Origin of the sequence: Paenibacillus sp. FSL K6-1122 (assembly GCF_037977015.1) — a bacterium.
Taxonomy (GTDB): Bacteria; Bacillota; Bacilli; order Paenibacillales; family Paenibacillaceae; genus Paenibacillus; species Paenibacillus amylolyticus.
In genome coordinates this window covers 6,688,190-6,710,799 of sequence record NZ_CP150272.1, presented here as the reverse complement: position 1 = coordinate 6,710,799, position 22,610 = coordinate 6,688,190, and the positions used below count along the sequence as shown (strand labels likewise).

Below are 22,610 nucleotides of genomic sequence, written 5' to 3'. Positions count from 1 at the left end.
ATCATAGTGGCGTTGCAAGTACCTTGAAGAATGATGACAGATGCAAAAAGCCCGTAGAACAGGCCATTATTGGACCTGCTTTCTACGGGCTTTTTCTATTTAGTTCAAGGTTGAGATTGAGCCAATGTATGATGGATTTAAAATATTTTCTTTAAGAAGTGGTGAATGAGCTCATGGATCTCTGTCACATGTGTTTCGAGAGCAAAATGCCCAGTATCAAGTAAATGCACTTCTGCAGATGGGATATCACGCTTATAAGCTAAAGCTCCAGCAGGAAGAAAAGCAGGATCATTTTTACCCCATACAGCTAGAAGAGGAGGTTGATAACTACGGAAATAAGCCTGAAATTCAGGATAAAGATCCACGTTTGTTCTATAATCGAGGATTAAATCCAGTTGGATTTCTTCGGCTTCCGGGCGTGACATGTAGGCAATATCCAGTGAATATCCGTCTGGTGAAACAAGGCTAGCATCAGTTCCATGAAGATACTGAAAGTTACGGATAGTTTCGGGGGTTAAGGAATCACGACATGCTTCACGATTTTCAGGTGTTGGAGAGTGCCAATACATCTCCCAAGGTCCCCATGCGTCACTAAACCCTTCGACATATGCGTTGCCATTCTGACTAATAATGGCTTGAACTTGTTCCGGGTGAGCCACTGCCAAGCGATAACCGACAGGTGCCCCATAATCAAACACATACATTACATATTTCTTAAGAGCTAATGCTTCAGTGAAACCTTCAATAACTCGAAACAGGCTGTCAAATGTGAAGTCAAACTGACTGCGCGGTGGAGTTGTTGTGCGACCAAACCCAGCAAGATCAGGGGCAATGACACGGTATTGTTCTGCCAGTTTGGGAATAAGGTCGCGAAACATATGACTAGAGGATGGAAACCCGTGTAATAGTAAAATAACTTGGCCATCCTTAGGCCCGGCTTCACGGTAAAAAACTTCGACATCTCCAACTTTCTGGTGCTGATAACTAATCTTCATTTTTTACATCTCCTTCTGGATTCATTAAGAAGTCCAATATTATTTCTCTTACTTACTTGTAGAACTGGTGATGACGTGTTTTTATTGTATAATTAAACTATTCATTTGAATAACGAATAGATTGAATACTAGCTATTTCAAATCGAAATACAAAAGGGTGAAAGATATGATAAATTCCTTAGAGGGTCGTTTTTTTCAGGCATTTATTGCTTTGCTTGAAGAGAAGAGTTTCAGCCGAGCTGGGGAGCGCTTAGGTTATGTCCAGTCCACAGTAACAACTCATATTCAACAGCTGGAGAAGATCTGCGGACAGAAGTTGTTTCATCGATTTCCACGAGGGGTGGAACCTACGGAAGCTGGAAAAGTATTTTCCAAATATGCTTATCAGTATGTCCACTTAAGTGAATCCCTTAAAGAAAGTATGAATGATATGAATGAGCCGTGCGGAACAATAAATATTAGACTACAGGAATCCTTTTTTCTTACACGCATGCTTCCATTTGTACAGGAATATACGAGAAACTTTCCAAGCGTAAATTTACGTGTTGAACAAGGGGCGCATCAAGATATTCTAAAAAGTGTGCTGGATTATGCCCTGGATTTTGGCATTGTTCCTCAAAACCCTGAGCGACATGACATTCTCTTTTATCCGATTATGGAAGAGACTATTGTTTTTGTTGCATCTGAGGATTTGGTTTGGAAAGTGGAAAGTGTAGGGGCGCAGATTCTAAATGACGAGGTGTTTATCAGTAACGGCACATCTTGTTTGTATCATACGACTGCTGTAGATGTTCTAAAGAATGAAGGGATTGTGGTTAAGGATGCGTTAGAGCTTTCAAGTCTTGAGATGATCAAGGAACTTGTATGCTGTGGTAAAGGTTTTGCCTTGGTCCCTAAAATAGCGATCAAAAACGAACTAAAGATGGGTAGATTAAAAATTCTTCCTTTTACTTCTAAAATAAGCTTTACGCATGGTCTGATTGTTCATAAAAATCGAGAGCGTAGTTTTACTGCTGAAAGTTTCCAATCAGAACTACTTAAATATTTTAAAGAATATTGATCCATTAGCTCTTGTAGCCTTCTGAAATGGTAAAGGGTTGAATGCCGATTGTGTGTAATTCAAATAACGCACATGTTCATCCTTGCAGGATTGATCATGTACGTTATAGATGTGTAATCTTGAAGAAACTTCAGTACTTGGTGATTCACTATGAAGCTCTTTTTAGAATATTAAAAAAATAAAATCAGTTCGCGCCCTTTCGATCCGGGAGCTGGCTCAAATAACTGTTGGACAAGTGTGCAAGATCCAATGCCCGATCATATTGTTCCTTGGTTATAAACCGCGAAGGAGACACCTCACTGTTATTGGGTGTGGAGAATACTGAAGGTACCTTTTCCGCCGAAATCTTCGATATCTCTTCTGAAGGAACACCCGTCTGCTGTTGCTCGGCATCTTGTCTGCCCGCATCAGCTAGGGAATAATGCGTTCCGTCCCCGTATCCTTTCGCCGGTATGAAGAGAGAAGCATCGTTTAGTACCGACCCGGAAGGAAGGTAATAACGTTCGGGTAGGAGATTTCCATCTTCGTGTAACAAATCCTGTCCGAAGTGTAATTGGTCCTTCAGCGATACACCGGTGAGTCCCGCAATCGTTGGCAGAATGTCCACCTGGCCTCCGATCTGTTCCAGTTGTACACCCGGGGTAACGCTCGGGGCCGAGATAATGAGTGGAATATTAATCATATCTGCTGATGTGTATTCCCGACCATACAACTCTTTCATAAGGACTTTGTCATCCCGATCCAGTGAGTAGATAGGAAGCCCCAGGTGATCCCCGTACAAGACAAACAAGCTATTTTCCCATAATCCCCGTTCTTTCAATCCAGCAATCAACTGTCCAACTGCCTGATCCGCATAATGCTGTGATATCAAATAATCACCGGGCAACGTATCCTTGTAACGCTCTGGCAGCGTCAGCTTCACCTTGTTTTTAGGCAAAGTGTACGGGTGGTGGGCTGACATGGAGATGATATGGGCATAGAAGGGATCACCCGAAGACTGCATGGATTCCAGCTTATCCAGTGTTTTGGAATACAGTACTTCATCCGAGGCCGAAAAGGCGATAGAGTCCTGTGTGCCGAAATAATTAATATCATAATACTGGTCGAATCCAAGTGCCTTGTATAACTGATCCCGATTCCAGAAACGAACATCATTTGTATGGAATGTAGCTGTCTGATATCCGTTTGCTGACATCAGCTTAGGTAGACTCGGCAGAGCTTTATCCGCATATACAGTTGTTGCTGCCCCGTTCGGCGGGGTGTAGAACGATGTGTTCACAACAAATTCTGCATCCGATGTATTTCCCTGTCCCACTTGCTGATAAAAGTTCGGAAAATACAGGCTCTGTCTAGCCAATTGATTCAGATTAGGCGTAATCTCTTGTCCATCTACCTCTAATCCAATCAGAAAGTTCTGAAACGATTCCAACTGGAGCATAATCACATTGCGTCCGCTCGCGGCACCCTGCTCCACAATTGCAGGAAGTTCGGTCGTTTGTTTCAGCTGGTCGATGTCAGTCTGATCAATGTGAGCGATGGGCACAGGTTTATCAGGTCGATCCAGGATGGTATACGCCTCGTAACCAAGGATACCCATCTGTTCTGCTTGTGTAAGCTCACTCATGCTGGCCCGATTGGGATAGATGTTAAGCATGCACAGGATCATGGACAAGGTCAGTATGACCGAAGCAACCCGTCTTCTGGCACGTCGTTCAAGCGGAATGCGGTTCAGACGTTCTGTACTCCCGAGCTTGATCCGGCGACGAATGAGTATCCCCCCAATGATCAGAACGTCTGCAAAAATAAACAAATAATAGGGGTCAAGCAAAGAGAACATGCTGCTCTTGACCGAGGTCACCTGATTCACTTGTGCCAACGCGTGATAGTTAACGATTACGCCATAGTATTTGTAGTACATGATGGCTGCAAAGAAAATCCCTGAGAGCAGCAAATTCATGGCAAGGTATATCCACATTCGCCGCTTGGCAGCAAACCACTCAATTAGACAGAAGCCGATCCAGATGAGCGGCAATTCGGTCAGCAGTGGTTTCCAGACAGGGATGTCATCGAAGATAACGATCCAGGCCAGTGAACTTTTGATCATCATAATAATGGTAAAGAATATAAACGGTCCGCTTAGAAATCGGGTGAGTGAACTGCGTGACAAGGTACCGCCTTCCCTTCCGAAGTTTCATTTAACAAGTATTATCCTATCTCAGCATGGCTGTGTCAAAAATGAGAGCCTTCTACAATTGACGGCAAAAAACCTCTTCCATGCAGGAAGAGGTTTGAAAAAACATGGGCTACTGCGATAAAAGCCAGATGCGACCCAATTTTGTTATTCTATAGTGTACGTTGTGACGTAAGAAGGTCTGGGGAACATGGTGGGCTTCTGTGCAGTCAGCCCTTCGCTTGTACTGCGGTTACGGTGAGCGTGACTATATGCTTGGGATTCCTGCCAGCCTTTGAAATGTTCCTCCGACTGCCAGAGTGTAAGTACCACATACGTGTCATCCTTCAGAGGACGAAGCACACGAATACCGACAAAGCCAGGCTCGTCTTCTACCTTACGGGCACGGTTCTTAAACCGTTCTTCGAAATCGTTACGACCATCCTCTGTGACAGGGATATTGTTGAGAACAGCGTAACCACCGCCAGTCCAGGAGCCTGCGGCATCGAAAGCTTCATATGCGGCTACTTTATCATCAGACTCAATATTCATCAGGCGTTCTGCGGATTCAATAGCCAGACGCACGTGCTCTTCGCTTCGCAAAGTCAGATGCGGGTATGCAGCAAGTGCATCCGGAATCGGTGAAGGAACCAAATAGATATACATAGAAGCTGCCTCCTTATTAAGTACATTCTATCTCAACATAGCATATGGGATTGTGCGAGTCCAATCGGTTCACATGTATCGGACAGGTGGGCTAATTCCGAGCTGAGTAGTATAGGTTTGCCGCAATAGAAGATAAACAATGAATGACAAACACTGCAGTAATAATGAAAAAGGAAAGCGATATTCCGTCTAGCATAACTACGAGGATCCAGGCCAGAGCAAGACTGATAGTGGTCGCATTCCAGGAGAAGGCTTTTGCTCTCGTGATACAATAGAGGTACCGCTCATCCAGTCCGTTGTGCTTTTTTGCAATCAACCTTGTGAAAAAAATAATGAGTATTGCAAATAACAAACCAGCTACAATTCCACCGATCCCGATCATCCGATTCAGTAATTCAGAACTCAATATTCTCATCTCCTTCAAAAATAAATAATTCCTCGATCTGACAGCCAAATAATTGGGCAAGCTTGTGAGCAAGCACAAGAGAAGGTTTGTACTTTCCAGATTCCAACGATATGATGGTCTGCCTGGAGACCTTAAGCCGTTGAGACAGTTCTTCCTGTGTGATGTGCATATGTATTCGTTTGTCTCTGATTAGATTTTGCAAGTATATCCTCCCATAAGTAAAGTTCGCTTTACGTAAAGTTAACTTTACTTATGCGACGATGGGATGTCAATCTCTCTTTATAATATTTTCCACTTCTTCGAGGTGGTGCTGTGTCCAAAAGCATATTTCATGATAAAGTATAATCACTACAAACAGAACGGGTGATCGTATGACAACAACAATTCGGATATCGGTTAGACCTTTGGTGGAGTATGTGTACCGCAGCGGCAGCATACGTCCAGGGTTCCGGACCAATGCCTCGATGCAGGAGGGAACTCGAATTCATCAGCGGGTACAGAAGGAGTACACCGAAGAGGATCTGAAAGAGATTGTGCTCGAAGCTGAGATTCAACATGGGGATCTGACCTATGTGGTGGAGGGACGATGTGATGGCCTGATCCGGTTGGAGGGTCAGTTGACGGTGGATGAGATCAAATCAACTGCGGGCAATCTGGATGATCTGGGAGAAGGTCTTCCCGTACACTGGGCGCAGGCGATGATGTATGCCTACATGTACGCCGATCAGCAAGATGAACCACGCATGCAAGTGCAGCTGACGTACGTGCATTCGGTAACTCATGAAGAAAGACGATTCCGCCGAATGGCAGAACGAGAGGAACTGGAGCAGTTTGCGGCAGAAGTAATTGCCGGTTATGCGCCATATGCAGAGATGATCGCTGCATATGAAGAAAAGCGTGATATCAGTGTGAAAGAGCTGCCGTTTCCTTTTCGCAAATACCGGGAGGGACAGCGGAAGCTGGCAGGAGCCGTGTACAAGACCATTCGTGAAGGCCAGGGATTGATGGCCAAAGCACCAACAGGCATTGGTAAAACGATGTCCGTACTGTTCCCCACGGTCAAAGCGATTGGCGAAGGCGAAGCAAGCCGATTGTTCTATCTGACCGCGAGGACGACGACACGGGTGGCGGCAGAAGAAGCTTTTGCCCGGATGCAATCGGAAGGATTGAAGATGCATGTTATCAGTCTGACCGCGAAGGACAAGATATGTTTTAAAGAAGAGGAAGCTTGTGATACGGGGCAATGCGGCATGTGTGAAGGATATTATGACCGTATTAACGGGGCCGTGCTGGACATGCTGGAACATGAGACGTTGATGACACGTCCGGTCATCGAGCAGTATGCGCGCAAACATCGGGTGTGTCCGTTTGAGTTTTCACTGGATGCGGCGTATGCAGCCGATGCGGTGATCTGCGATTATAACTATATTTTCGATCCGAGGATCTCTCTGAAAAGAATGTTGGAGGAGCAGAAACGCAAGACGGTGTTATTGGTGGACGAGGCACATAATCTGGTTGATCGTGGCCGAATGATGTTTTCCGCTGAGCTGGAGAAGGCAGTATTTCTGGATGTGAAAAGAGAGTTCCAGTCGCTGGACAGCAGTGTGCCTGCTGCCAAAGCCATTGTTGACTACACCGGGGCCATTGATAAGTATCTGATTACCCTTCGGAAAAACGGTGGAGAAGAAGGAAAGATCATCCAGCAGGAAGCACCGGAGGAACTGATTGAACGACTGGAACCTTTTGTCATGGTTGCGGAGCAATGTCTTGTTGAAGGTGGTTCAGGGAATGCCGAGACGGATCAGCTGCTGTTGGATGCCTACTTCACGGCACAGAATTTCCTGCGTATTGCCAAGCTGTATGATGAACGTTTTATTACGTATGCAGAGTGTGTTCGAAGTGAAGTGAGAGTGAAGTTATTTTGTCTCGATCCTTCGGTACTGCTTCGTCAGACGGCCAAAGGATTCCGCTCCCTCATTCATTTTTCGGCCACATTGTCACCCCTTCGCTATTATCGGGATATGCTGGGTGCAGAGGAAGAGGATTATACATTGCAGATTCCATCGCCGTTTCAGCGTGAACAATTGGATGTGAGACTCCTGCCCTTATCCGTGCGTTATAAGGACAGGGAACAGTCCCGGCGCCCCATTGCGGAGATGCTGCAACAGCTAGTAAGTGAGTGGCCGCGCAGCAATTTAATGGTCTTCTTCCCTTCTTATCCTTATATGCGGGAGATATACGAAACCTATGCACAGCTTCCAAGTGAAGCGGATACGGTCATACAAAAGCAAGGCATGAACGAACTGGAACGGGAGCAGTTTTTGGATGGATTTCAGCCGAATCCTGAACGAACACGCTTGGTATTTGCCGTCATGGGTGGCGTATTCTCGGAGGGTGTCGATCTGCCGGGAGACCGCTTGAATGGCGTGGTTGTGGTAGGTGCGGGGCTGCCGCAGATTGGTCTGGAGAACAACGTATTACGTGATTACTATGATCGGACAGGACGCAACGGATTCAATTATGCCTATATTTTCCCCGGTATGAATAAGGTGCTGCAGGCGGGTGGACGGCTGATTCGGACAGAAGAAGACAGGGGTGTGCTGGTGCTGGTCGATGATCGTTTTATCCAAGAACCGTATCGTTCCCTGCTGCCCGAGGAGTGGCGGGACTATAAACGAATTTGATGAAAGAACTATGAATGAAATGATGCATGTATATAAGTTGAACTAATCATTTACACGATAACGGAGAGGACAGAAAAAACCTGAAAAAGCGAAGCGTTCGCCTTTATCCTCGGATTTTCCCCTTCGAAAAAGGGAATCAAAAAATCTGGGGATAACAGCGATTGGAAGGTTATTCTGTCATTGTAGTGTCAGTGTAAATAATCTTTGTTAAGCTTATACAGCATATATTTTTTGATTTTCTTTCCTTTATATGATTGAAGGGTAGGGTGAAAGGGTTATAACTTGGTTAGCAACGAACGAACAACGGCGATTACCCTATCCGTTCCGCGGTCCGCTTCGATAGCAATCAAGGAGGTCGGTTATAATGAAGAGAAATCATACCATGATGCAGTTTTTTGAATGGCACCTGGCTGCAGACGGAGATCATTGGAAGCGACTGGCTGAAATGGCCCCGGAATTGAAAGCCAAAGGCATTGACTCGGTATGGGTGCCTCCTGTGACCAAAGCCGTATCAGCTGAGGATACAGGTTATGGTGTATATGATCTGTATGATTTGGGTGAATTTGACCAAAAGGGTACCGTGCGTACCAAATATGGCACCAAGCAGGAACTGATAGAGGCCATTGCTGAGTGTCAGAAGAACGGCATTGCCGTCTATGTGGATTTGGTTATGAACCACAAGGCTGGGGCAGATGAGACAGAAGTGTTCAAAGTGATTGAGGTTGATCCGAATGATCGGACGAAGGAAATTTCTGAGCCGTTTGAGATTGAGGGCTGGACCAAATTCACATTCCCGGGTCGCGGGGATCAATACTCCTCTTTTAAATGGAACTCTGAACACTTCAACGGCACGGACTTTGATGCCAAGGGAGAACGAACAGGTGTATTCCGCATCGCAGGAGAGAATAAAAAATGGAATGAGAATGTCGATGATGAGTTTGGCAACTATGACTATCTGATGTTCGCCAATATAGATTATAACCACCCGGATGTTCGGCGCGAGATGATTGATTGGGGGAAATGGCTGATCGATACCCTCCAGTGTGGTGGGTTCCGGCTGGATGCGATTAAGCATATCAACCATGAATTCATTAAGGAATTCGCAGCAGAGATGATCCGCAAACGTGGTCAGGATTTCTACATCGTAGGCGAGTTCTGGAATTCGAACCTGGATGCATGTCGTGAATTCCTCGATACGGTAGACTATCAGATCGACCTGTTTGACGTGTCTCTTCACTACAAGTTGCATGAGGCTTCGCTTGCAGGTAGAGACTTTGATCTCTCCAAAATTTTTGATGATACCTTGGTGCAGACGCATCCTACACATGCGGTAACTTTTGTAGATAACCATGACTCCCAACCTCATGAAGCGTTGGAATCATGGATTGGTGATTGGTTTAAGCCGAGCGCTTATGCGTTGACTTTATTACGTCGTGATGGGTATCCGGTTGTATTTTACGGGGATTATTATGGCATTGGTGGTCCTGAACCTGTGGATGGCAAAAAAGAAATTCTGGACATTCTGCTGTCTGCCCGTTGCAACAAGGCGTATGGAGAGCAGGAAGATTACTTTGATCACGCCAATACGATTGGCTGGGTACGTCGTGGCGTAGAGGAAATCGAAGGTTCCGGTTGTGCAGTGGTCATCTCCAACGGGGATGACGGTGAGAAGAGAATGTTCATCGGAGAGCATCGTGCTGGTGAAGTTTGGGTGGATCTGACGAAGAGCTGTGATGATCAGATTACCATTGAGAAAGACGGCTGGGCCACCTTCCATGTGTGCGGTGGAGGCGTCTCGGTATGGGCTCTTCCTGAACAGAATGAGGACTGCGCTGACGCCGAGTAACGGCATGTGCCAGGCAGGATAAGAAAAGGTACACCGACCGCATAAAAACAGTATATAGATAGATCGTTATCGTTAAACCATCTGAACAGGAGAGCGAGTATACCTGTGTCCAGGTGGTTTTTTGCATTTATCTAGGTACAACTAAAACTCCATCCTAACGAACCGAGGGCACCTTATTTGCACTGAATTAGCGTTATTGGAATTCTAACGAATCTCAGTAACCTTATTACTCTCAAAAACGATTGAAATAGCGCCAATTGGAGCAACATCACCTGATTAACGCGTTTGAGATTCGTTAGAATACTGGTAACTCGGATTTCAGCCGAATAAGGCCTCTCAGATTCGTTAGCTTAACGTGGGTTAAGTGTCGCCGCCATACGCAAACGAATCATTGCTACAATTAAAAACATGAAATGAGAAAGAAACAGTTCGGTTCCACATCTTAATACATGGTACAATAATCCAAATATGGAGTGTTAGAAAACAAAATGAGAGAACGTAATAAGCGATATTTTTTGCGGAAGATGGAGAAGAGGAGGGGCGGCATGAGTCCCAAAAGAGAGATGAACCGTTTCTTCCCGTTGGTCATGTACCTATGTGTAATAGCCGTGTGTCTGGGGGCTTGCAGTTTGGGACCAAACCAGGGGCCAGCGGGTGAACCGAAGCGAACCGATGAGTATACGTTGAATTCGGAGCGAAGAGATTTGAATGAGCGGGTTACGAAGAACCTTGAGTCTTTTCAGACGAACTCGCCAGATGATTATAATTTGACAGCAACGGTGGATGTGAGTCATGAATCCGGAGTTGATCGGATTACTTATGAGATTTTGGTGAATGAGGCTCGGGTGCCCATGGTTAATGTCATTCAGTCCTTCACCCTCGATCCCAACATGATAAATCGAATAGATGCTGGAGAGTTATTTCATTCCAATGTGAGCAATACACACGAGATTAGTTTAGAGTCTGACAAGGAACCGCTTGGATTGAGTCTGAGCAGAAGTTATGTCTTGAAACCAAAGGCGGAGATCGACAGCAATATCCTCCAGCGTTATGCAGATATGTATATCAAAATTTCCTATGGCCCAAATGATCAGCGAACGGAAGATTATTTTCATGTTCAGGCCGAGCCGTCTCCAAGGACGATTGAGTATATGAAGTCATTGGAGAGAGATTAGATTAATAGAAAGGCAGCATCCGCCAGTTCCGTATGAGGAATCTGAGTAGACGCTGCCGGTTCATCTATTTGAGATAGTAAGGTTATTACTTTTCAAAATACTGATTCATCGTATCCCACATTCGATTGAACTCACTTCGTTCCATTGAAAATGCTCCAGGCTTCTCAGGTTTGTGGTTTTACCTACTCCAGTTCAAATGATTCCAACGTGCCAACCATCCGCAGATTATGCTCGCGGTTGAACTGATCCCGTCTGTCCGCATCCGCGTACTCATCATGATAATGCATCAGTACGGTTTTCTGTCTCACTTCCGCGGGTAACTGCTCCAGATCTTTCAATGAAGTATGGGATTTGATGACCAGATCGTGCATATGGCATTCATGGAAAATCAGCTGCACATCAGCGGCAACTTGCTCCACACGTTCCTGGTCGAGTGTACTGTCAGCACTGTAATAGAAGTAAGGCTTGGCGAGTAGCCCATTGCTGACCATACCGGGAACATGCTGTGTCCGAAACGTCTCAAACGTCACGCCGCCCAGTTCGAATGTGCCTCCATCTGGCAGGGGAACGACATCGTAGTAATCGCTCATGGTACGTTCACCATCCGTTGTGTAGCGCATGCCGGGGGATAGAATGTTCCAGAGCGGATCTACCAATTGTTCGTGTATGAACAGACGGGGTTTGCGGTCGCCTACGATCTGTGCGTAATAACCCAGCATCTGTACACCATTAATATGATCTTCATGTAGATGCGTAATGAACACGTTGTGGATATCGGTCATGGCGAATCCATATTCCTTGAGTGCTTTAGCATTTGATTCTGGAAAATCAATGACAAGATGCGTGTCTCCGAATTCAGCCAACATACTATTGTGGTGCTGCTCCACGCTGAACATATCTCCAGTGCCGAGAAAAGTGATTTTCAATTCATTTCATCTCCTTGTGTGATCTTCAGATCAGCATCCTTGCGTTAAATCCAGTATACCTTGTTCCCGAATATATGCCTAAATCAACCTTTTTTGATAACGCTATCATTTTATATTGAACTTTGATGATAAACAGTGTAGCGTAAAGATGGGAAGTGAACCCATATGAACGTAAACTCACCTAAAGGGAGCGTGCGAGGCGAATGAAATCTTTTCTGGATGAACAATTTTTGCTGCACAATGAAACGGCGATCAAGTTATATGAGGATTATGCCAAAGACATGCCCATTATTGATTATCATTGCCACCTCAGTCCTCAGGAGATCTACGAGAACAAAACCTTTGGCAATCTTACAGAGGCTTGGTTATACGGTGATCACTATAAGTGGCGGCTCATGCGCGCAAACGGAATTGAAGAGCAATATGTGACCGGCGGCGAGGGAGTAACCGATTACGATCGTTTCATGGCTTATGCCAAAACGGTACCGATGATGATTGGTAATCCACTGTACGCCTGGTCTCATCTGGAATTACAGCGATATTTCGGCGTCTACGAAGTATTGAATGAGACAAGCGCACCGGCCATCTGGGAAAAAGTAAATGCCAAACTGAACAGTGACGGATTCGGTGCACGCGATCTGATTACCAAATCCAATGTCACTGTTGTGTGCACAACCGATGATCCAACGGATTCTCTGGAGTATCATCTGAAAATTCAGGAAATCGAAGGCTTTGATACGGCGGTATTACCTTCTTTCCGCCCGGATAAAGGCTTGGAATTGAACCGGGATACCTTCGTGGAATGGGTGGGCAAGCTGTCGCAGGCATCTGGCACTGCCATTTCAGATTATGAATCTTTCCTTGCTGCGCTGGAGTCACGTGTGGAATTTTTCCATTCCGTCGGCGGCAGAGTCTCTGACCATGCACTTGATTATGTTCCTTACGGCGTGGCTACACGCGAAGAAGCAGCTGCCATCTTTGCAAAGGTACTTGCGGGTCAGAAGGTAACTCGTGAGGAAGAGGACAAATACAAGACGGTAACGCTGACGTTCCTTGGCAAACTGTATGCAGATCGGGGCTGGGTGATGCAGTTCCACATTAATGCAGCCCGTAACAACAACACACGGATGTTTGCCAAACTTGGGCCGGATACTGGTTACGATGCCGTGAATGATACGCCGCTTTCCGCAGCGATGATTGGATTACTCGACGCGTTGGAGCAGCAACAAGCACTGCCCAAAACGATTCTGTATTCTCTGAATCCAAGGGACAACGAAGTGCTCGCGGCGATCATCGGCAGCTTCCAGGGCGGGGGTATTCCGGGCAAAATCCAGCTTGGTGCCGCCTGGTGGTTCAATGATACGAAGGATGGCATGCTCGCTCAGATGAAAGCCCTGGCGAATGTTGGTCTGCTCAGCCGTTTTGTTGGCATGCTGACCGATTCACGCAGCTTCCTGTCCTACACCCGGCATGAGTATTTCCGTCGTCTCGTCTGCAACCTCATCGGTGAATGGGCCGAACAAGGGGAGGCACCGCAGGATATGGAGCTGCTTGGTCAGATCGTACAGGGCATCGCCTACAACAATGCAAAAGAGTATTTCCCGTTTGCCTCAGTGCCTAAAACAGTCTCTGCTTCACAGTCCTGATGAGTAACAAACGCACCTAATCATGCAATTTATACAATAAGAAGATTCTTTTGTGTCTACTTTTCAATCGTAATAAAATGCTCCCCTTCCTTACCTCCGGGCCATCATCCACCGGAGTTATGAACGGGAGTTTCTTTATAAGTTGAATTCATGGAATTGTACATACTAACTATAGTGGGCTCCAATGGAGGCCATATGACAAAACCCATAATCAAGCGCGTGTATGCTCTTGGTTATGGGTTTATGTTGGTTATTTTTAGATGTTTGACAATGGCTTCTTGCGATAATATACTTAGTAAACCTAATTAATTGTGCATCTATTTAATTGTATTACTATTTAATAGATGTCCTATGATGTTGGATGTCTATGGAATGATAAAGAAAGAAGGAGGGACCCATTATGACTGGTATAGATCCGGTCGCTCAGAAGCTTTTGTACTCCATTATGCAGTTTAATAAAGGCAAATGGAGGCAACATAAACCTCATGGGCGCAATCACAATGAAATTATGGTGCTGGGTTGTTTACTCCACGGGATGCATCCGGGAGAACAATTGAACTGGCAGGACAATCCGCCTGATTTCAATGACACGATCGAATCCAATCATCCCGGGATGAAAGTCTCGGAAATCAGCGCATTGCTACGAGTGAAGTCACCGACCATTACACCTGTTATTCGTGGCCTTGAAGATGAGGGGCTGGTCAAACGGACGATGGACCCGGAGGATCGCCGTGCTGTCCGCATCACGATTACTGAAGCAGGTCGTGAAATTATTCGGGCTGCTCACCAAGAACGCATGGAAATATTCAATAAGTTAGTTGAGCATTTGGGTGAGCAAGACAGTACTCAGCTAGCTGAGTTGTTGACAAAGGTATACACCTTTTTTGATACATTAATTTCCTTGCAAAAGGATGATTCGACAAGAGGAGATGATAAGCCATGATGAAACTGTTTCGCATGCTGAAGCCATACCAAATTCCGATTATTTTTATTCTGGTGTTGGTACTGTTTCAGTCGCTTGCTGAATTGTACCTGCCTACGTTAATGGCAGATATTGTGAATGACGGCATCATTAAAGGGGATATCCCGTATATCTGGCAGATTGGTGGATGGATGTTGGTCATCGCGATTGGCGGAACAGCGTGTTCGGTGATTGCCAGTTATCTCTCATCTCGAACAGCGGGTGGATTTGCCAAACAACTGCGTAGCAGAGTATTCCGCCATGTGGAGAACTTCTCTCTCCAAGAGTTCGATAAGATGGGTACTGCTTCGCTGATTACACGTACGACGAATGACATCACACAGGTACAGAATGTACTTACAATGATGCTGCGCATGATGATTATGGCTCCGCTCATGTGTATCGGGGGTATCTTCATGGCGGTATCTCAGGACGCCAAATTATCTACGATTTTCCTGGTCGTGCTTCCGGTACTCGGTGGAGCTATTGCGCTGATTGGTGCCAAGGGTTTACCTTTGTTCAAAACCATTCAGAAAAAGCTGGACCGACTCAACCTGGTGCTGCGTGAGCAGTTAACAGGGATTCGGGTTGTTCGTTCCTTTAACCGTGGGGAGCATGAGAAAGTGCGCTTTAACGGGGCCAACACAGAACTGAGAGATTCATCGATCAAAGTTAATGTGCTCATGGCGACCATCATGCCTGTGATGATGCTGGTTATGAACTTTTCGATGATTGCCATCCTTTATTTTGGTGGAATGCGGATCGACACTGGTAATATGAACATCGGTGCATTGATTGCCTTCATCCAGTATGCAATGCAGATCATGTTCTCACTGATTATGGTTTCGATGATCTTTGTTATGATTCCAAGGGCTTCAGCATCGGCAGAACGGATCAACGAAGTGCTTGATATGCAGCCGGATCTTAGCAATCCCGAGCAGCCTCGTGGTATGAAATCCATGCAGGGTATGATTGAGTTTGACAATGTAACTTTCCGTTATCCGGGCGCAGAGAATCCAGCTTTGTCCAATATCTCCTTCACAGCTCGCTCAGGTGAGACAACAGCCATTATCGGTGGTACGGGTTCTGGGAAATCGACATTGCTCAGCCTTATTCCACGATTTTATGATGTGACCGAAGGCAGTGTTCGGGTAAATGGTACGGATGTGCGTGAAATTCGGCAGGAAGATCTGCGTGCCAAAATTGGCTTTGTACCACAAAAGGCAGTCCTCTTTACGGGTACGATTACGGAGAATATTCGTCACGGGAAAGATGATGCCACAATGGATGAAGTTGTTCATGCGGCCCGCACGGCTCAGGCGGAGAACTTCATTACCGAGATGAAAGAGGGATATGACAGCCTTATCGCTCAAGGTGGTAACAACGTATCTGGTGGACAAAAGCAACGTCTGTCCATCGCTCGCGCACTTGTTCGCCGTCCGGAAGTTTATATCTTTGATGACAGTTTCTCTGCTCTCGATTTCAAAACGGATGCTAAACTTCGTGCTGCACTGAAGTCCGAAACGACAGAAGCAGCTGTGCTGATTGTTGCGCAACGCGTAAGTACAGTAATGGATGCCGATCGCATTCTGGTTATGGATGAGGGCCGAATTGTCGGTTCAGGAACACATAAAGAGCTGCTGGAGCACAATGAAGTGTATCGCGAGATTGTATCCTCCCAGCTGACAGAGGAGGAGATCGCATGAGTGAACGTACAGAACGTAAGTCGCCTCGTCCCCATGGTGGGCCGGGTCCAGGTCCCGGAATGGGCATGCGACCTCCCGCTGAGAAAGCAAAAGATTTTAAAGGCACACTACGGCGCTTGATTCGTTATCTCCAGCCCCATAGTTCTCGTCTGTTAGGTGTGCTGGTTGCAGCCATTTTGAGTACCGTATTCAGCATCATCAGTCCAAAAGTTATGGCCGAAGGAACGGATATTCTCAGTAAAGGCGCCATTGCCATCCTTCAGGGTGTACAGGGAGCCGGGATTGATTTTCCTGCATTGATGAAAGTGTTATACCTGCTTGGCGGACTCTATCTGTTCAGTGCTGCATTTATGTATGTTCAGCAATACCTGATGGCCGGTGTGGCCCAACGTGTTGTGTATGACATGCGTGAGCAGATCAGTGCGAAGGTTGGACGTCTTCCTTTGAAATATTTTGACTCCCGCACAACTGGGGAGACACTTAGCCGTGCCACGAATGACGTGGACAATATCAGTAATACACTTCAGCAAAGTTTGGCACAGTTCATTACGTCTATCGTCACAATTGTCGGTGTAATTATCATGATGCTGACGATTAGTCCATGGATGACGCTGATCACGATTTTGACGTTGCCACTCAGTGTAGTTGTTGTCATGCTGGTTGCATCTCGTTCGCAAAAACACTTTGCGGGTCAACAGAAATCCCTTGGGGAACTGAATGGTCATGTCGAAGAGATGTACACGGGACACAAGGTCGTCAAAGCATTTGGACGCGAAGAACAATCCGTACAGCAATTTGAGAAGGTCAATGAAGAACTGTATGAATCCGGCTGGAAAGCTCAGTTTATCTCCGGTATTATTATGCCGCTCATGAGTTTTGTGGGTAACTTGGGTTATGTACTGATCTGTGTGGTTGGTGGGATTTTCGTTACACGCGGATCGATCTCTATCGGGGATATTCTGGCCTTCACACAGTACTCCCGTCAATTCACACAACCGATTAACCAGATTGCAAATATCTCCAATATTATTCAATCAACGATTGCTTCGGCAGAACGGGTATTCGAGTTGCTGGATGAAGAGGAAGAAGTTCCGGAGTCCAAACAACCCGTGCAATTACAGCAGCCTAAAGGTGCGGTTGCATTCCAAGGTGTTAATTTTGGATATAAAGAAAATGAACTGCTCATTCATAACATGAATATTGATGTAAAACCGGGACAGACGGTAGCCATTGTTGGACCAACGGGAGCCGGTAAAACAACCCTGATCAACCTGTTAATGCGTTTCTACGAAATTCAGGATGGTCGGATTATGATTGACGGTGCAGACATTAAGGACATGGAGCGTGGTAAGTTGCGCAGTCTGTTCGGCATGGTGCTTCAGGATACCTGGTTGTTCAACGGAACGATTCGGGACAACATCGCCTATGGTCGAGAAGGTTCTACGGAAGAGGATGTAATCAAGGCAGCCGTTGCGGCACATGCGGATCACTTTATCCGTACACTGCCTGATGGTTATGATACGGTGCTGAATGAAGAGGCGTCGAACATCTCTCAAGGGCAGAAACAGTTGCTGACCATTGCAAGAGCGATTCTGGCGAACCCGGCCATCCTCATTCTGGATGAAGCGACGAGTAGCGTGGATACACGGACCGAAGTATTTATCCAGAAAGCAATGAATGATCTGATGAAGGATCGCACGAGCTTTGTCATTGCACACCGTTTGTCTACCATTCGCGGCGCCGATCTGATCCTGGTTATGGATCATGGTAACGTGATTGAACAGGGTAATCATGATGAATTGATGGCAAGTCAGGGCTTCTACGCCGATCTGTACAATAGTCAGTTTGCGGAGCAACAACCGCAGGCGATCTGATTACACTGTAACTAACTAGAATAGCCGGGAGCACTCTTAGGGGTGCTTCCGGCTATTTGTCGTGTATCCAGAGGAGTCGATTCTAATGTGGAGCAGATTGGATCCGTTTGGATACGATGGATCTATAAGATATGAAGGAACGTTGGCATAGTAATTGGGGTTGTGGTGCTCGTCAGCCTTTCAGTTGTTTGCGTGAGATGCAGACAGGATGAGGGTTCATCCTTCGTCCATGCTAACGAATCGTAGACACCTTATATGAAGGATTATCAAGCACTCCCAATTCTAACGAACTTGAGACATGTTATTTCTCGGATAAGCAGCACAAAGCGGTAAATTAAACTGCAGAATGAGAAAATAAGTGTCTACGATTCGTTAGAATGCCGGAATTGTGGAATTGGGCCTATTAGAGTGTGCTTAGTTCGTTAAAATATTCTAATAAACCTTAGTCATAATTGTCTTACATATGCCATGCGTGCAAAAATAAAAACGGGACGAAGCGGTGTAACTACACTGCTTTGTCCCGTTTATTTATAATTTGAATTCATCGTACATCAATCTAGATACAAGCATACGAGCATAAGCTCACCGAGTGGGACATCCAGATTAGTCATGAGATACTTTGTAAGCCTCAGTTTGGGCATAGCATGACTCGCATTTTACTGATCCTTAGAATCGTTCGCAGGTTCATCAGTGTCATTGCTAGAGACCGACCTTACTTCTGCCTTCACGTCGTCGCTGTTAGCTTCCTCCAGCGCAGACGGAGCGGGTTCACCCGGGATTAATTCGCGCTGCTCAATCATGCGTTTGACAACCTCATAACAGTCATCCACATGTTTGTTACCCACATAGCGCATGGCTGTGAAGCTGAGTGCGGCAGCCAATCCCTGTCCTGCAAATGGGACAAATTTGGCGACGGATTTGGTGGCTACGCGTACGCCGACTCTTTTCAGAACCTGGACAACCAATTCCTTGGTGATCATACGACCAATGACTTTGCTTCCGATGGACATCACGAATCCATAGATCATGGATTTGGTCTCGGGGTCCATGCCGTCCAGCTGTTTTTGTGATAATCCGAATTTATTGTTAATGGCAGGCAACAGCTGCATCAGCATCCCCACATCAGCCAGTACGTCTGTACCGGGTAGCGGAACGAGTGTTGTACCGGCAGATGCGGTAGCTCTTTTGCGAACCATGGTACGGCATTCCTTGCGAACTTGCTCCAATTGTTCCAACGTTGCCGGAATCATAGGGAATCCCTCCATTCGTATATGGTATAGATATAACCGTTTTGACTCAATTTGAATGGGTTCTCACCAGCAAAATTTGCAACCTTATGACATTAAGGTGCGGAGAAACCCTTTTTCTCATGCATACATCTGGTTAAACAAGGAATTGGCTAGTTAGATAAAAGGGTTATCTATTTAAGTTTAACTATACATTTACACGAGAACGTAGAGGACAGAAATAACCTGAAGAAGCGAAGTGTTGGCCTAAAAGCTTTCTGAAAGAAAGCTACATCGGAAGCATACGCTTATCCCCAGATTTTCACCTTTTTAAAAAGTAAATCAGAAAAATCTGGGGATAACAGCGATCGGAAGGTTATTCTGGCATCGGAGTGGCATGTGTGAATATTCTTAAGTTGAACTTATATAGCTATTACGAATGAATGAGGATTAGGATGCATACCTGATTGGGAAACCTATTTGGAATCATGATGAGTGCTTAGCGAAGGGCTTGTTTACGGCTTCAACCTTTGTGGGTAAAGGGTAACAAGCATTGGAATGGAGGAAGAGGGATGGAATTTAACAAAGCGTTGTTAATTCATCATCATCATTCGGGCAAGGCCAATCGTGAGAATACGGTAGGCCTTGTGGCTGGTGTGCTGGCTCCCGCTGTTCATGAACTCGTCATTGTGCGTACGGATGAACCAGGTGAAGGAGAGAAGCTGTGTCGTGAACGCGGGGAGCAATTCGATGTGGTGTTTATCCTGGGTGGGGATGGCACGGTGCATGAATGCGTGAATGGACTAGCCGATCTGCAAGAACCTCCGTTGATAGGCATATTGCCTGGAGGCACCTGTAATGACTTTGCGCGTTCGCTCGGCATTTCACCGGATGCAGAGATTGCGGCACAAGAAATGCTGGCAGGTCGGGTGGTATCCATTGATGTTGGACGGGCTAATGATCGGGTGTTCACGAACTTTTTCGGCATTGGCTTGATCAGTGATGCATCGCAGAATATTAACGAGAATCTGAAAGGCGCGCTGGGGAAGCTCAGTTATTTTATCAGCACTTTACAGACAATTAGTCATACAGAGCCGTTTCGTTACCAACTGGAGGCGGATGGGAAAGAGATGGAAGGCGAAGCGGTGATGATCTATGCAGCCAATGGCCGTTTTCTGGGAACAAATGCATTACCCTTTGCACCGGATGCGTTGCAGGATGGCAAACTGGACGTGCTCATTATTCATGAGACAGGCATTCCGCTGCTGCGAGAGATTCTGTCGCACAAGCCAGAGGGAGAATGGCAACCTCAGAGTGAGAGTATTTCATACTTCAAGGCATCTACGTTAAAAGTGAAGACCGATGCGCCGATGTCAGCTGACACGGACGGCGAATTGTATATGAAGACACCCGCCGAGCTGTCGGTGCTGACGGGTCATCTGAAGTTTCTAACCGGGGAGGGTTATTAAATCCCCCGGTTTTTTAGTTTGATTTTAGTTGATCGAAAACTTAAACATTCCCTGGCTGATCTCTCATATCACGTTGCCTGAACTCATCCTCAAGCATGCTCATCTGAATGGCATCATGGTATTGATGATTGTAGAACAAGACATCCCGCTTCACACCCTCGCGCTGGAATCCAAGCTTCTCATACGTGCGAATTGCTCGCTCGTTGAAGGCGTACACCTCAAGCTCGATTCGATGCAAGTTACAGATGCCGAAGCCGTAGTCCAGCATAAGTAGCAACGCCTCGCTACCGTAACCTTTTCCTTGATGCTCCGCCTGATCGATGGCAACCCGGATATGTGCACTGCGATTCTTGGCATGCATGTCCATCAGGACGACATCTCCGATGATCTGGTCATTTTCCTGTAAAGCAATAAGTAGCATGAGTCTGGTGTCATCTTGTGCAGCGCTCTCAACATAACGTTCAACCTGAGCACGTGTGAAACTGTTCTGTGTACCCGTCAGCCTGCGCATCTCGGCGTCAAACAGTCCAGGGAAATAAGTATCCACATCTGTAATCTCGAAAGGGCGCAGGTATATGCGCGACGTTTCTAGCAGACGAGGGATGCGTGGGGATGGTTTTGGTGGTGACATTGTTGTTTCCTCCTATGAGTTCAAGGCTAGTGTTATTCATGTTATGTATCGTATTAATCAACAGGAAATAGATAATTAACAACACTTTACCATATTTTCTCATGCTTGTAGCAATAATGGTCGATATAAGTATTGTCGTGCTTGCTATGTCGAAGAGAAACCTAGTTTGAAGATTCGTATTACTCTGCTCGAATTACATATTTTGATTTGCTGTACTGTATACATAGCTGCGTTGTAGTAAACCAGACATTCATAGTCTTAAAGAGACGTATCAGTTTACCTTAGCAGGCCGATAGATTCTATAAGAATAGAAATGGGGATTTAACGAAATGCGAAAGTTAGAGAATTGTTTGAAGTGGTTTACTGTTTTTTTAATTTTGGTTACACCGCTGTTTACTTCACCTGGACAGGTCTCAGCAGCGAAAAAAGAGATCTATATCACTCTTTCTGGAGAAAAACACAGATATGTAGGAGAAGTCAAAAATGGTGTTCCTAATGGTAAAGGAATATCCTACTTTCCAAATGGGAAGAAGAGCTTTGAAGGTAAGTTTGTAGCGGGGAGGCCTCATGAAGGAAAAAGGTATAACTCTGATGGGAAGCTGTACTCGGATATCTCTAATGGACAGGGAAAGATCTATTACCCAAATGGAAAGTTTAATTATGTTGGTAAGGTGGATAAGGAAACGTGGCTTCCCTCAGGTAAAGGTACCGAGTACGACATAAATGGAACGGTTAAATATAAGGGCGATTTTTTGAATGGTTCGTTTCATGGTCAAGGTAAGTGGTATACAGAATATGGTGAAATGTTCTATCAGGGTACGTTTAAGAATGGTTTGCCACAGGGACAAGGTAAAGCATATCAATATGGAGAAATTGCCTATGTTGGTGCATTTGATAAAGGAGTACCCACGTATTCTGGCAAAATTAAATTGTACGAAGATGGTGTAATCATCTATGATGGGCAGGCTAAAAATGGAGCTATTACCGGCAAAGGTAAAGGGTACTTAAACGGTAAGTTAGTCTATGTGGGCATGTTTAAAAACGGAAGACCAACGGGTGAAGGTAAATTCTATACGGAGAATAGTAGTGATGGCCCTAATATATCTATTTATATCACTGTCGATTAAGTAACAGGTAAGTAATTACAGGATCAATTCAAAACTTTCAGG

General features: G+C 45.6%; 18 protein-coding genes. 10 read left to right on the top strand and 8 right to left on the bottom strand.

All coding sequences use genetic code 11. The annotated features are described in order from the left end of the window. Positions 1–137: 137 nt before the first annotated feature. The gene (locus NSQ20_RS29805) at positions 138–995 is read right to left on the bottom strand and encodes an alpha/beta hydrolase (protein WP_282319990.1); all 858 of its coding nucleotides are present in this window, start codon (positions 993–995) and stop codon (positions 138–140) included. 166 nt (positions 996–1,161) lie between these two features. Here NSQ20_RS29805 and NSQ20_RS29800 point away from each other — a divergent pair, with 166 nt between their 5' ends. Further along, complete coding sequence (locus NSQ20_RS29800) at positions 1,162–2,055, top strand: LysR family transcriptional regulator (protein WP_340031379.1); 894 nt, start codon at positions 1,162–1,164, stop codon at positions 2,053–2,055. Between the two features lie 184 nt (positions 2,056–2,239). Here NSQ20_RS29800 and NSQ20_RS29795 read toward each other — a convergent pair whose 3' ends face one another. The 4 genes from NSQ20_RS29795 to NSQ20_RS29780 form a co-directional block, all read right to left on the bottom strand. After that, positions 2,240–4,222, bottom strand: coding sequence for an LTA synthase family protein (locus NSQ20_RS29795; protein WP_340031378.1), 1,983 nt, complete (start codon positions 4,220–4,222; stop codon positions 2,240–2,242). A gap of 171 nt (positions 4,223–4,393) precedes the next feature. After that, entirely contained in the window at positions 4,394–4,891 is a 498-nt protein-coding gene (locus NSQ20_RS29790; protein WP_036612926.1) for an antibiotic biosynthesis monooxygenase, read from the bottom strand. A 91-nt stretch (positions 4,892–4,982) separates the two neighbouring features. After that, positions 4,983–5,297: a hypothetical protein gene (locus tag NSQ20_RS29785; RefSeq protein WP_051449528.1), complete on the bottom strand. Its 315-nt coding sequence runs from the start codon at positions 5,295–5,297 to the stop codon at positions 4,983–4,985. Continuing rightward, complete coding sequence (locus NSQ20_RS29780; protein WP_036612923.1) at positions 5,287–5,499, bottom strand: helix-turn-helix transcriptional regulator; 213 nt, start codon at positions 5,497–5,499, stop codon at positions 5,287–5,289. Before NSQ20_RS29780 ends, NSQ20_RS29785 begins: the two co-directional genes overlap by 11 nt. Before the next feature lie 169 nt (positions 5,500–5,668). On the opposite strand from NSQ20_RS29780, the gene NSQ20_RS29775 reads away from it, so the two are divergent. The 3 genes from NSQ20_RS29775 to NSQ20_RS29765 all read left to right on the top strand — a co-directional run bounded on the left by NSQ20_RS29775 (position 5,669) and on the right by NSQ20_RS29765 (position 11,002). After that, positions 5,669–7,981 (top strand): helicase C-terminal domain-containing protein, encoded by a 2,313-nt coding sequence (locus NSQ20_RS29775; RefSeq protein WP_340031377.1) that lies wholly within the window; start codon positions 5,669–5,671, stop codon positions 7,979–7,981. A gap of 364 nt (positions 7,982–8,345) precedes the next feature. Continuing rightward, positions 8,346–9,827, top strand: coding sequence for an alpha-amylase (locus NSQ20_RS29770; protein WP_340031375.1), 1,482 nt, complete (start codon positions 8,346–8,348; stop codon positions 9,825–9,827). A gap of 545 nt (positions 9,828–10,372) precedes the next feature. Beyond that, positions 10,373–11,002: a hypothetical protein gene (locus tag NSQ20_RS29765; RefSeq protein ID WP_340031374.1), complete on the top strand. Its 630-nt coding sequence runs from the start codon at positions 10,373–10,375 to the stop codon at positions 11,000–11,002. A 182-nt stretch (positions 11,003–11,184) separates the two neighbouring features. On the opposite strand, the gene NSQ20_RS29760 is transcribed toward NSQ20_RS29765, so the two are convergent. After that, entirely contained in the window at positions 11,185–11,928 is a 744-nt protein-coding gene (locus tag NSQ20_RS29760; RefSeq protein ID WP_036612911.1) for an MBL fold metallo-hydrolase, read from the bottom strand. A 203-nt stretch (positions 11,929–12,131) separates the two neighbouring features. Between NSQ20_RS29760 and uxaC the strand changes: the two genes are divergently transcribed. From uxaC to NSQ20_RS29740, 4 genes are all read left to right on the top strand, one after another. Beyond that, positions 12,132–13,574, top strand: a complete 1,443-nt coding sequence (gene uxaC, locus NSQ20_RS29755) for a glucuronate isomerase (protein WP_036612908.1) — start codon at positions 12,132–12,134, stop codon at positions 13,572–13,574. Positions 13,575–13,974: 400 nt separating this feature from the next. Further along, positions 13,975–14,517 carry a MarR family transcriptional regulator gene (locus NSQ20_RS29750; RefSeq protein ID WP_340031373.1) on the top strand — a complete coding sequence of 181 codons (543 nt, stop codon included), beginning with the start codon at positions 13,975–13,977 and terminating at the stop codon, positions 14,515–14,517. Next, positions 14,514–16,241: an ABC transporter ATP-binding protein gene (locus tag NSQ20_RS29745; RefSeq protein WP_036667885.1), complete on the top strand. Its 1,728-nt coding sequence runs from the start codon at positions 14,514–14,516 to the stop codon at positions 16,239–16,241. The genes NSQ20_RS29750 and NSQ20_RS29745 overlap by 4 nt, the downstream gene beginning before the upstream one ends. Next, entirely contained in the window at positions 16,238–18,115 is a 1,878-nt protein-coding gene (locus NSQ20_RS29740; protein WP_340031372.1) for an ABC transporter ATP-binding protein, read from the top strand. Before NSQ20_RS29745 ends, NSQ20_RS29740 begins: the two co-directional genes overlap by 4 nt. A gap of 656 nt (positions 18,116–18,771) precedes the next feature. On the opposite strand, the gene NSQ20_RS29735 is transcribed toward NSQ20_RS29740, so the two are convergent. After that, positions 18,772–19,365 (bottom strand): hypothetical protein, encoded by a 594-nt coding sequence (locus NSQ20_RS29735; protein WP_036612896.1) that lies wholly within the window; start codon positions 19,363–19,365, stop codon positions 18,772–18,774. A 548-nt stretch (positions 19,366–19,913) separates the two neighbouring features. Here NSQ20_RS29735 and NSQ20_RS29730 point away from each other — a divergent pair. Continuing rightward, complete coding sequence (locus NSQ20_RS29730) at positions 19,914–20,810, top strand: diacylglycerol kinase family protein (protein WP_340031370.1); 897 nt, start codon at positions 19,914–19,916, stop codon at positions 20,808–20,810. A gap of 40 nt (positions 20,811–20,850) precedes the next feature. Here the strand turns inward: NSQ20_RS29730 and NSQ20_RS29725 are convergent, their stop codons facing one another. Continuing rightward, positions 20,851–21,441: a GNAT family protein gene (locus tag NSQ20_RS29725; protein WP_340031368.1), complete on the bottom strand. Its 591-nt coding sequence runs from the start codon at positions 21,439–21,441 to the stop codon at positions 20,851–20,853. Between the two features lie 329 nt (positions 21,442–21,770). Here NSQ20_RS29725 and NSQ20_RS29720 point away from each other — a divergent pair, with 329 nt between their 5' ends. After that, positions 21,771–22,568 carry a hypothetical protein gene (locus NSQ20_RS29720; RefSeq protein ID WP_340031366.1) on the top strand — a complete coding sequence of 266 codons (798 nt, stop codon included), beginning with the start codon at positions 21,771–21,773 and terminating at the stop codon, positions 22,566–22,568. The last annotated feature ends 42 nt before the right edge of the window (positions 22,569–22,610 follow it).

What these genes read in the sequence shown, in the direction of transcription:
- NSQ20_RS29805 (WP_282319990.1), bottom strand. Translation starts at nt 995, where the DNA reads ATGAAGATTAGTTATCAGCACCAGAAAGTTGGAGATGTCGAAGTTTTT.
- NSQ20_RS29800 (WP_340031379.1), top strand. Translation starts at nt 1,162, where the DNA reads ATGATAAATTCCTTAGAGGGTCGTTTTTTTCAGGCATTTATTGCTTTG.
- NSQ20_RS29790 (WP_036612926.1), bottom strand. Translation starts at nt 4,891, where the DNA reads ATGTATATCTATTTGGTTCCTTCACCGATTCCGGATGCACTTGCTGCA.
- NSQ20_RS29775 (WP_340031377.1), top strand. Translation starts at nt 5,669, where the DNA reads ATGACAACAACAATTCGGATATCGGTTAGACCTTTGGTGGAGTATGTG.
- NSQ20_RS29770 (WP_340031375.1), top strand. Translation starts at nt 8,346, where the DNA reads ATGAAGAGAAATCATACCATGATGCAGTTTTTTGAATGGCACCTGGCT.
- NSQ20_RS29765 (WP_340031374.1), top strand. Translation starts at nt 10,373, where the DNA reads ATGAGTCCCAAAAGAGAGATGAACCGTTTCTTCCCGTTGGTCATGTAC.
- uxaC (WP_036612908.1), top strand. Translation starts at nt 12,132, where the DNA reads ATGAAATCTTTTCTGGATGAACAATTTTTGCTGCACAATGAAACGGCG.
- NSQ20_RS29750 (WP_340031373.1), top strand. Translation starts at nt 13,975, where the DNA reads ATGACTGGTATAGATCCGGTCGCTCAGAAGCTTTTGTACTCCATTATG.
- NSQ20_RS29745 (WP_036667885.1), top strand. Translation starts at nt 14,514, where the DNA reads ATGATGAAACTGTTTCGCATGCTGAAGCCATACCAAATTCCGATTATT.
- NSQ20_RS29740 (WP_340031372.1), top strand. Translation starts at nt 16,238, where the DNA reads ATGAGTGAACGTACAGAACGTAAGTCGCCTCGTCCCCATGGTGGGCCG.
- NSQ20_RS29735 (WP_036612896.1), bottom strand. Translation starts at nt 19,365, where the DNA reads ATGATTCCGGCAACGTTGGAACAATTGGAGCAAGTTCGCAAGGAATGC.
- NSQ20_RS29730 (WP_340031370.1), top strand. Translation starts at nt 19,914, where the DNA reads ATGGAATTTAACAAAGCGTTGTTAATTCATCATCATCATTCGGGCAAG.
- NSQ20_RS29725 (WP_340031368.1), bottom strand. Translation starts at nt 21,441, where the DNA reads ATGTCACCACCAAAACCATCCCCACGCATCCCTCGTCTGCTAGAAACG.
- NSQ20_RS29720 (WP_340031366.1), top strand. Translation starts at nt 21,771, where the DNA reads ATGCGAAAGTTAGAGAATTGTTTGAAGTGGTTTACTGTTTTTTTAATT.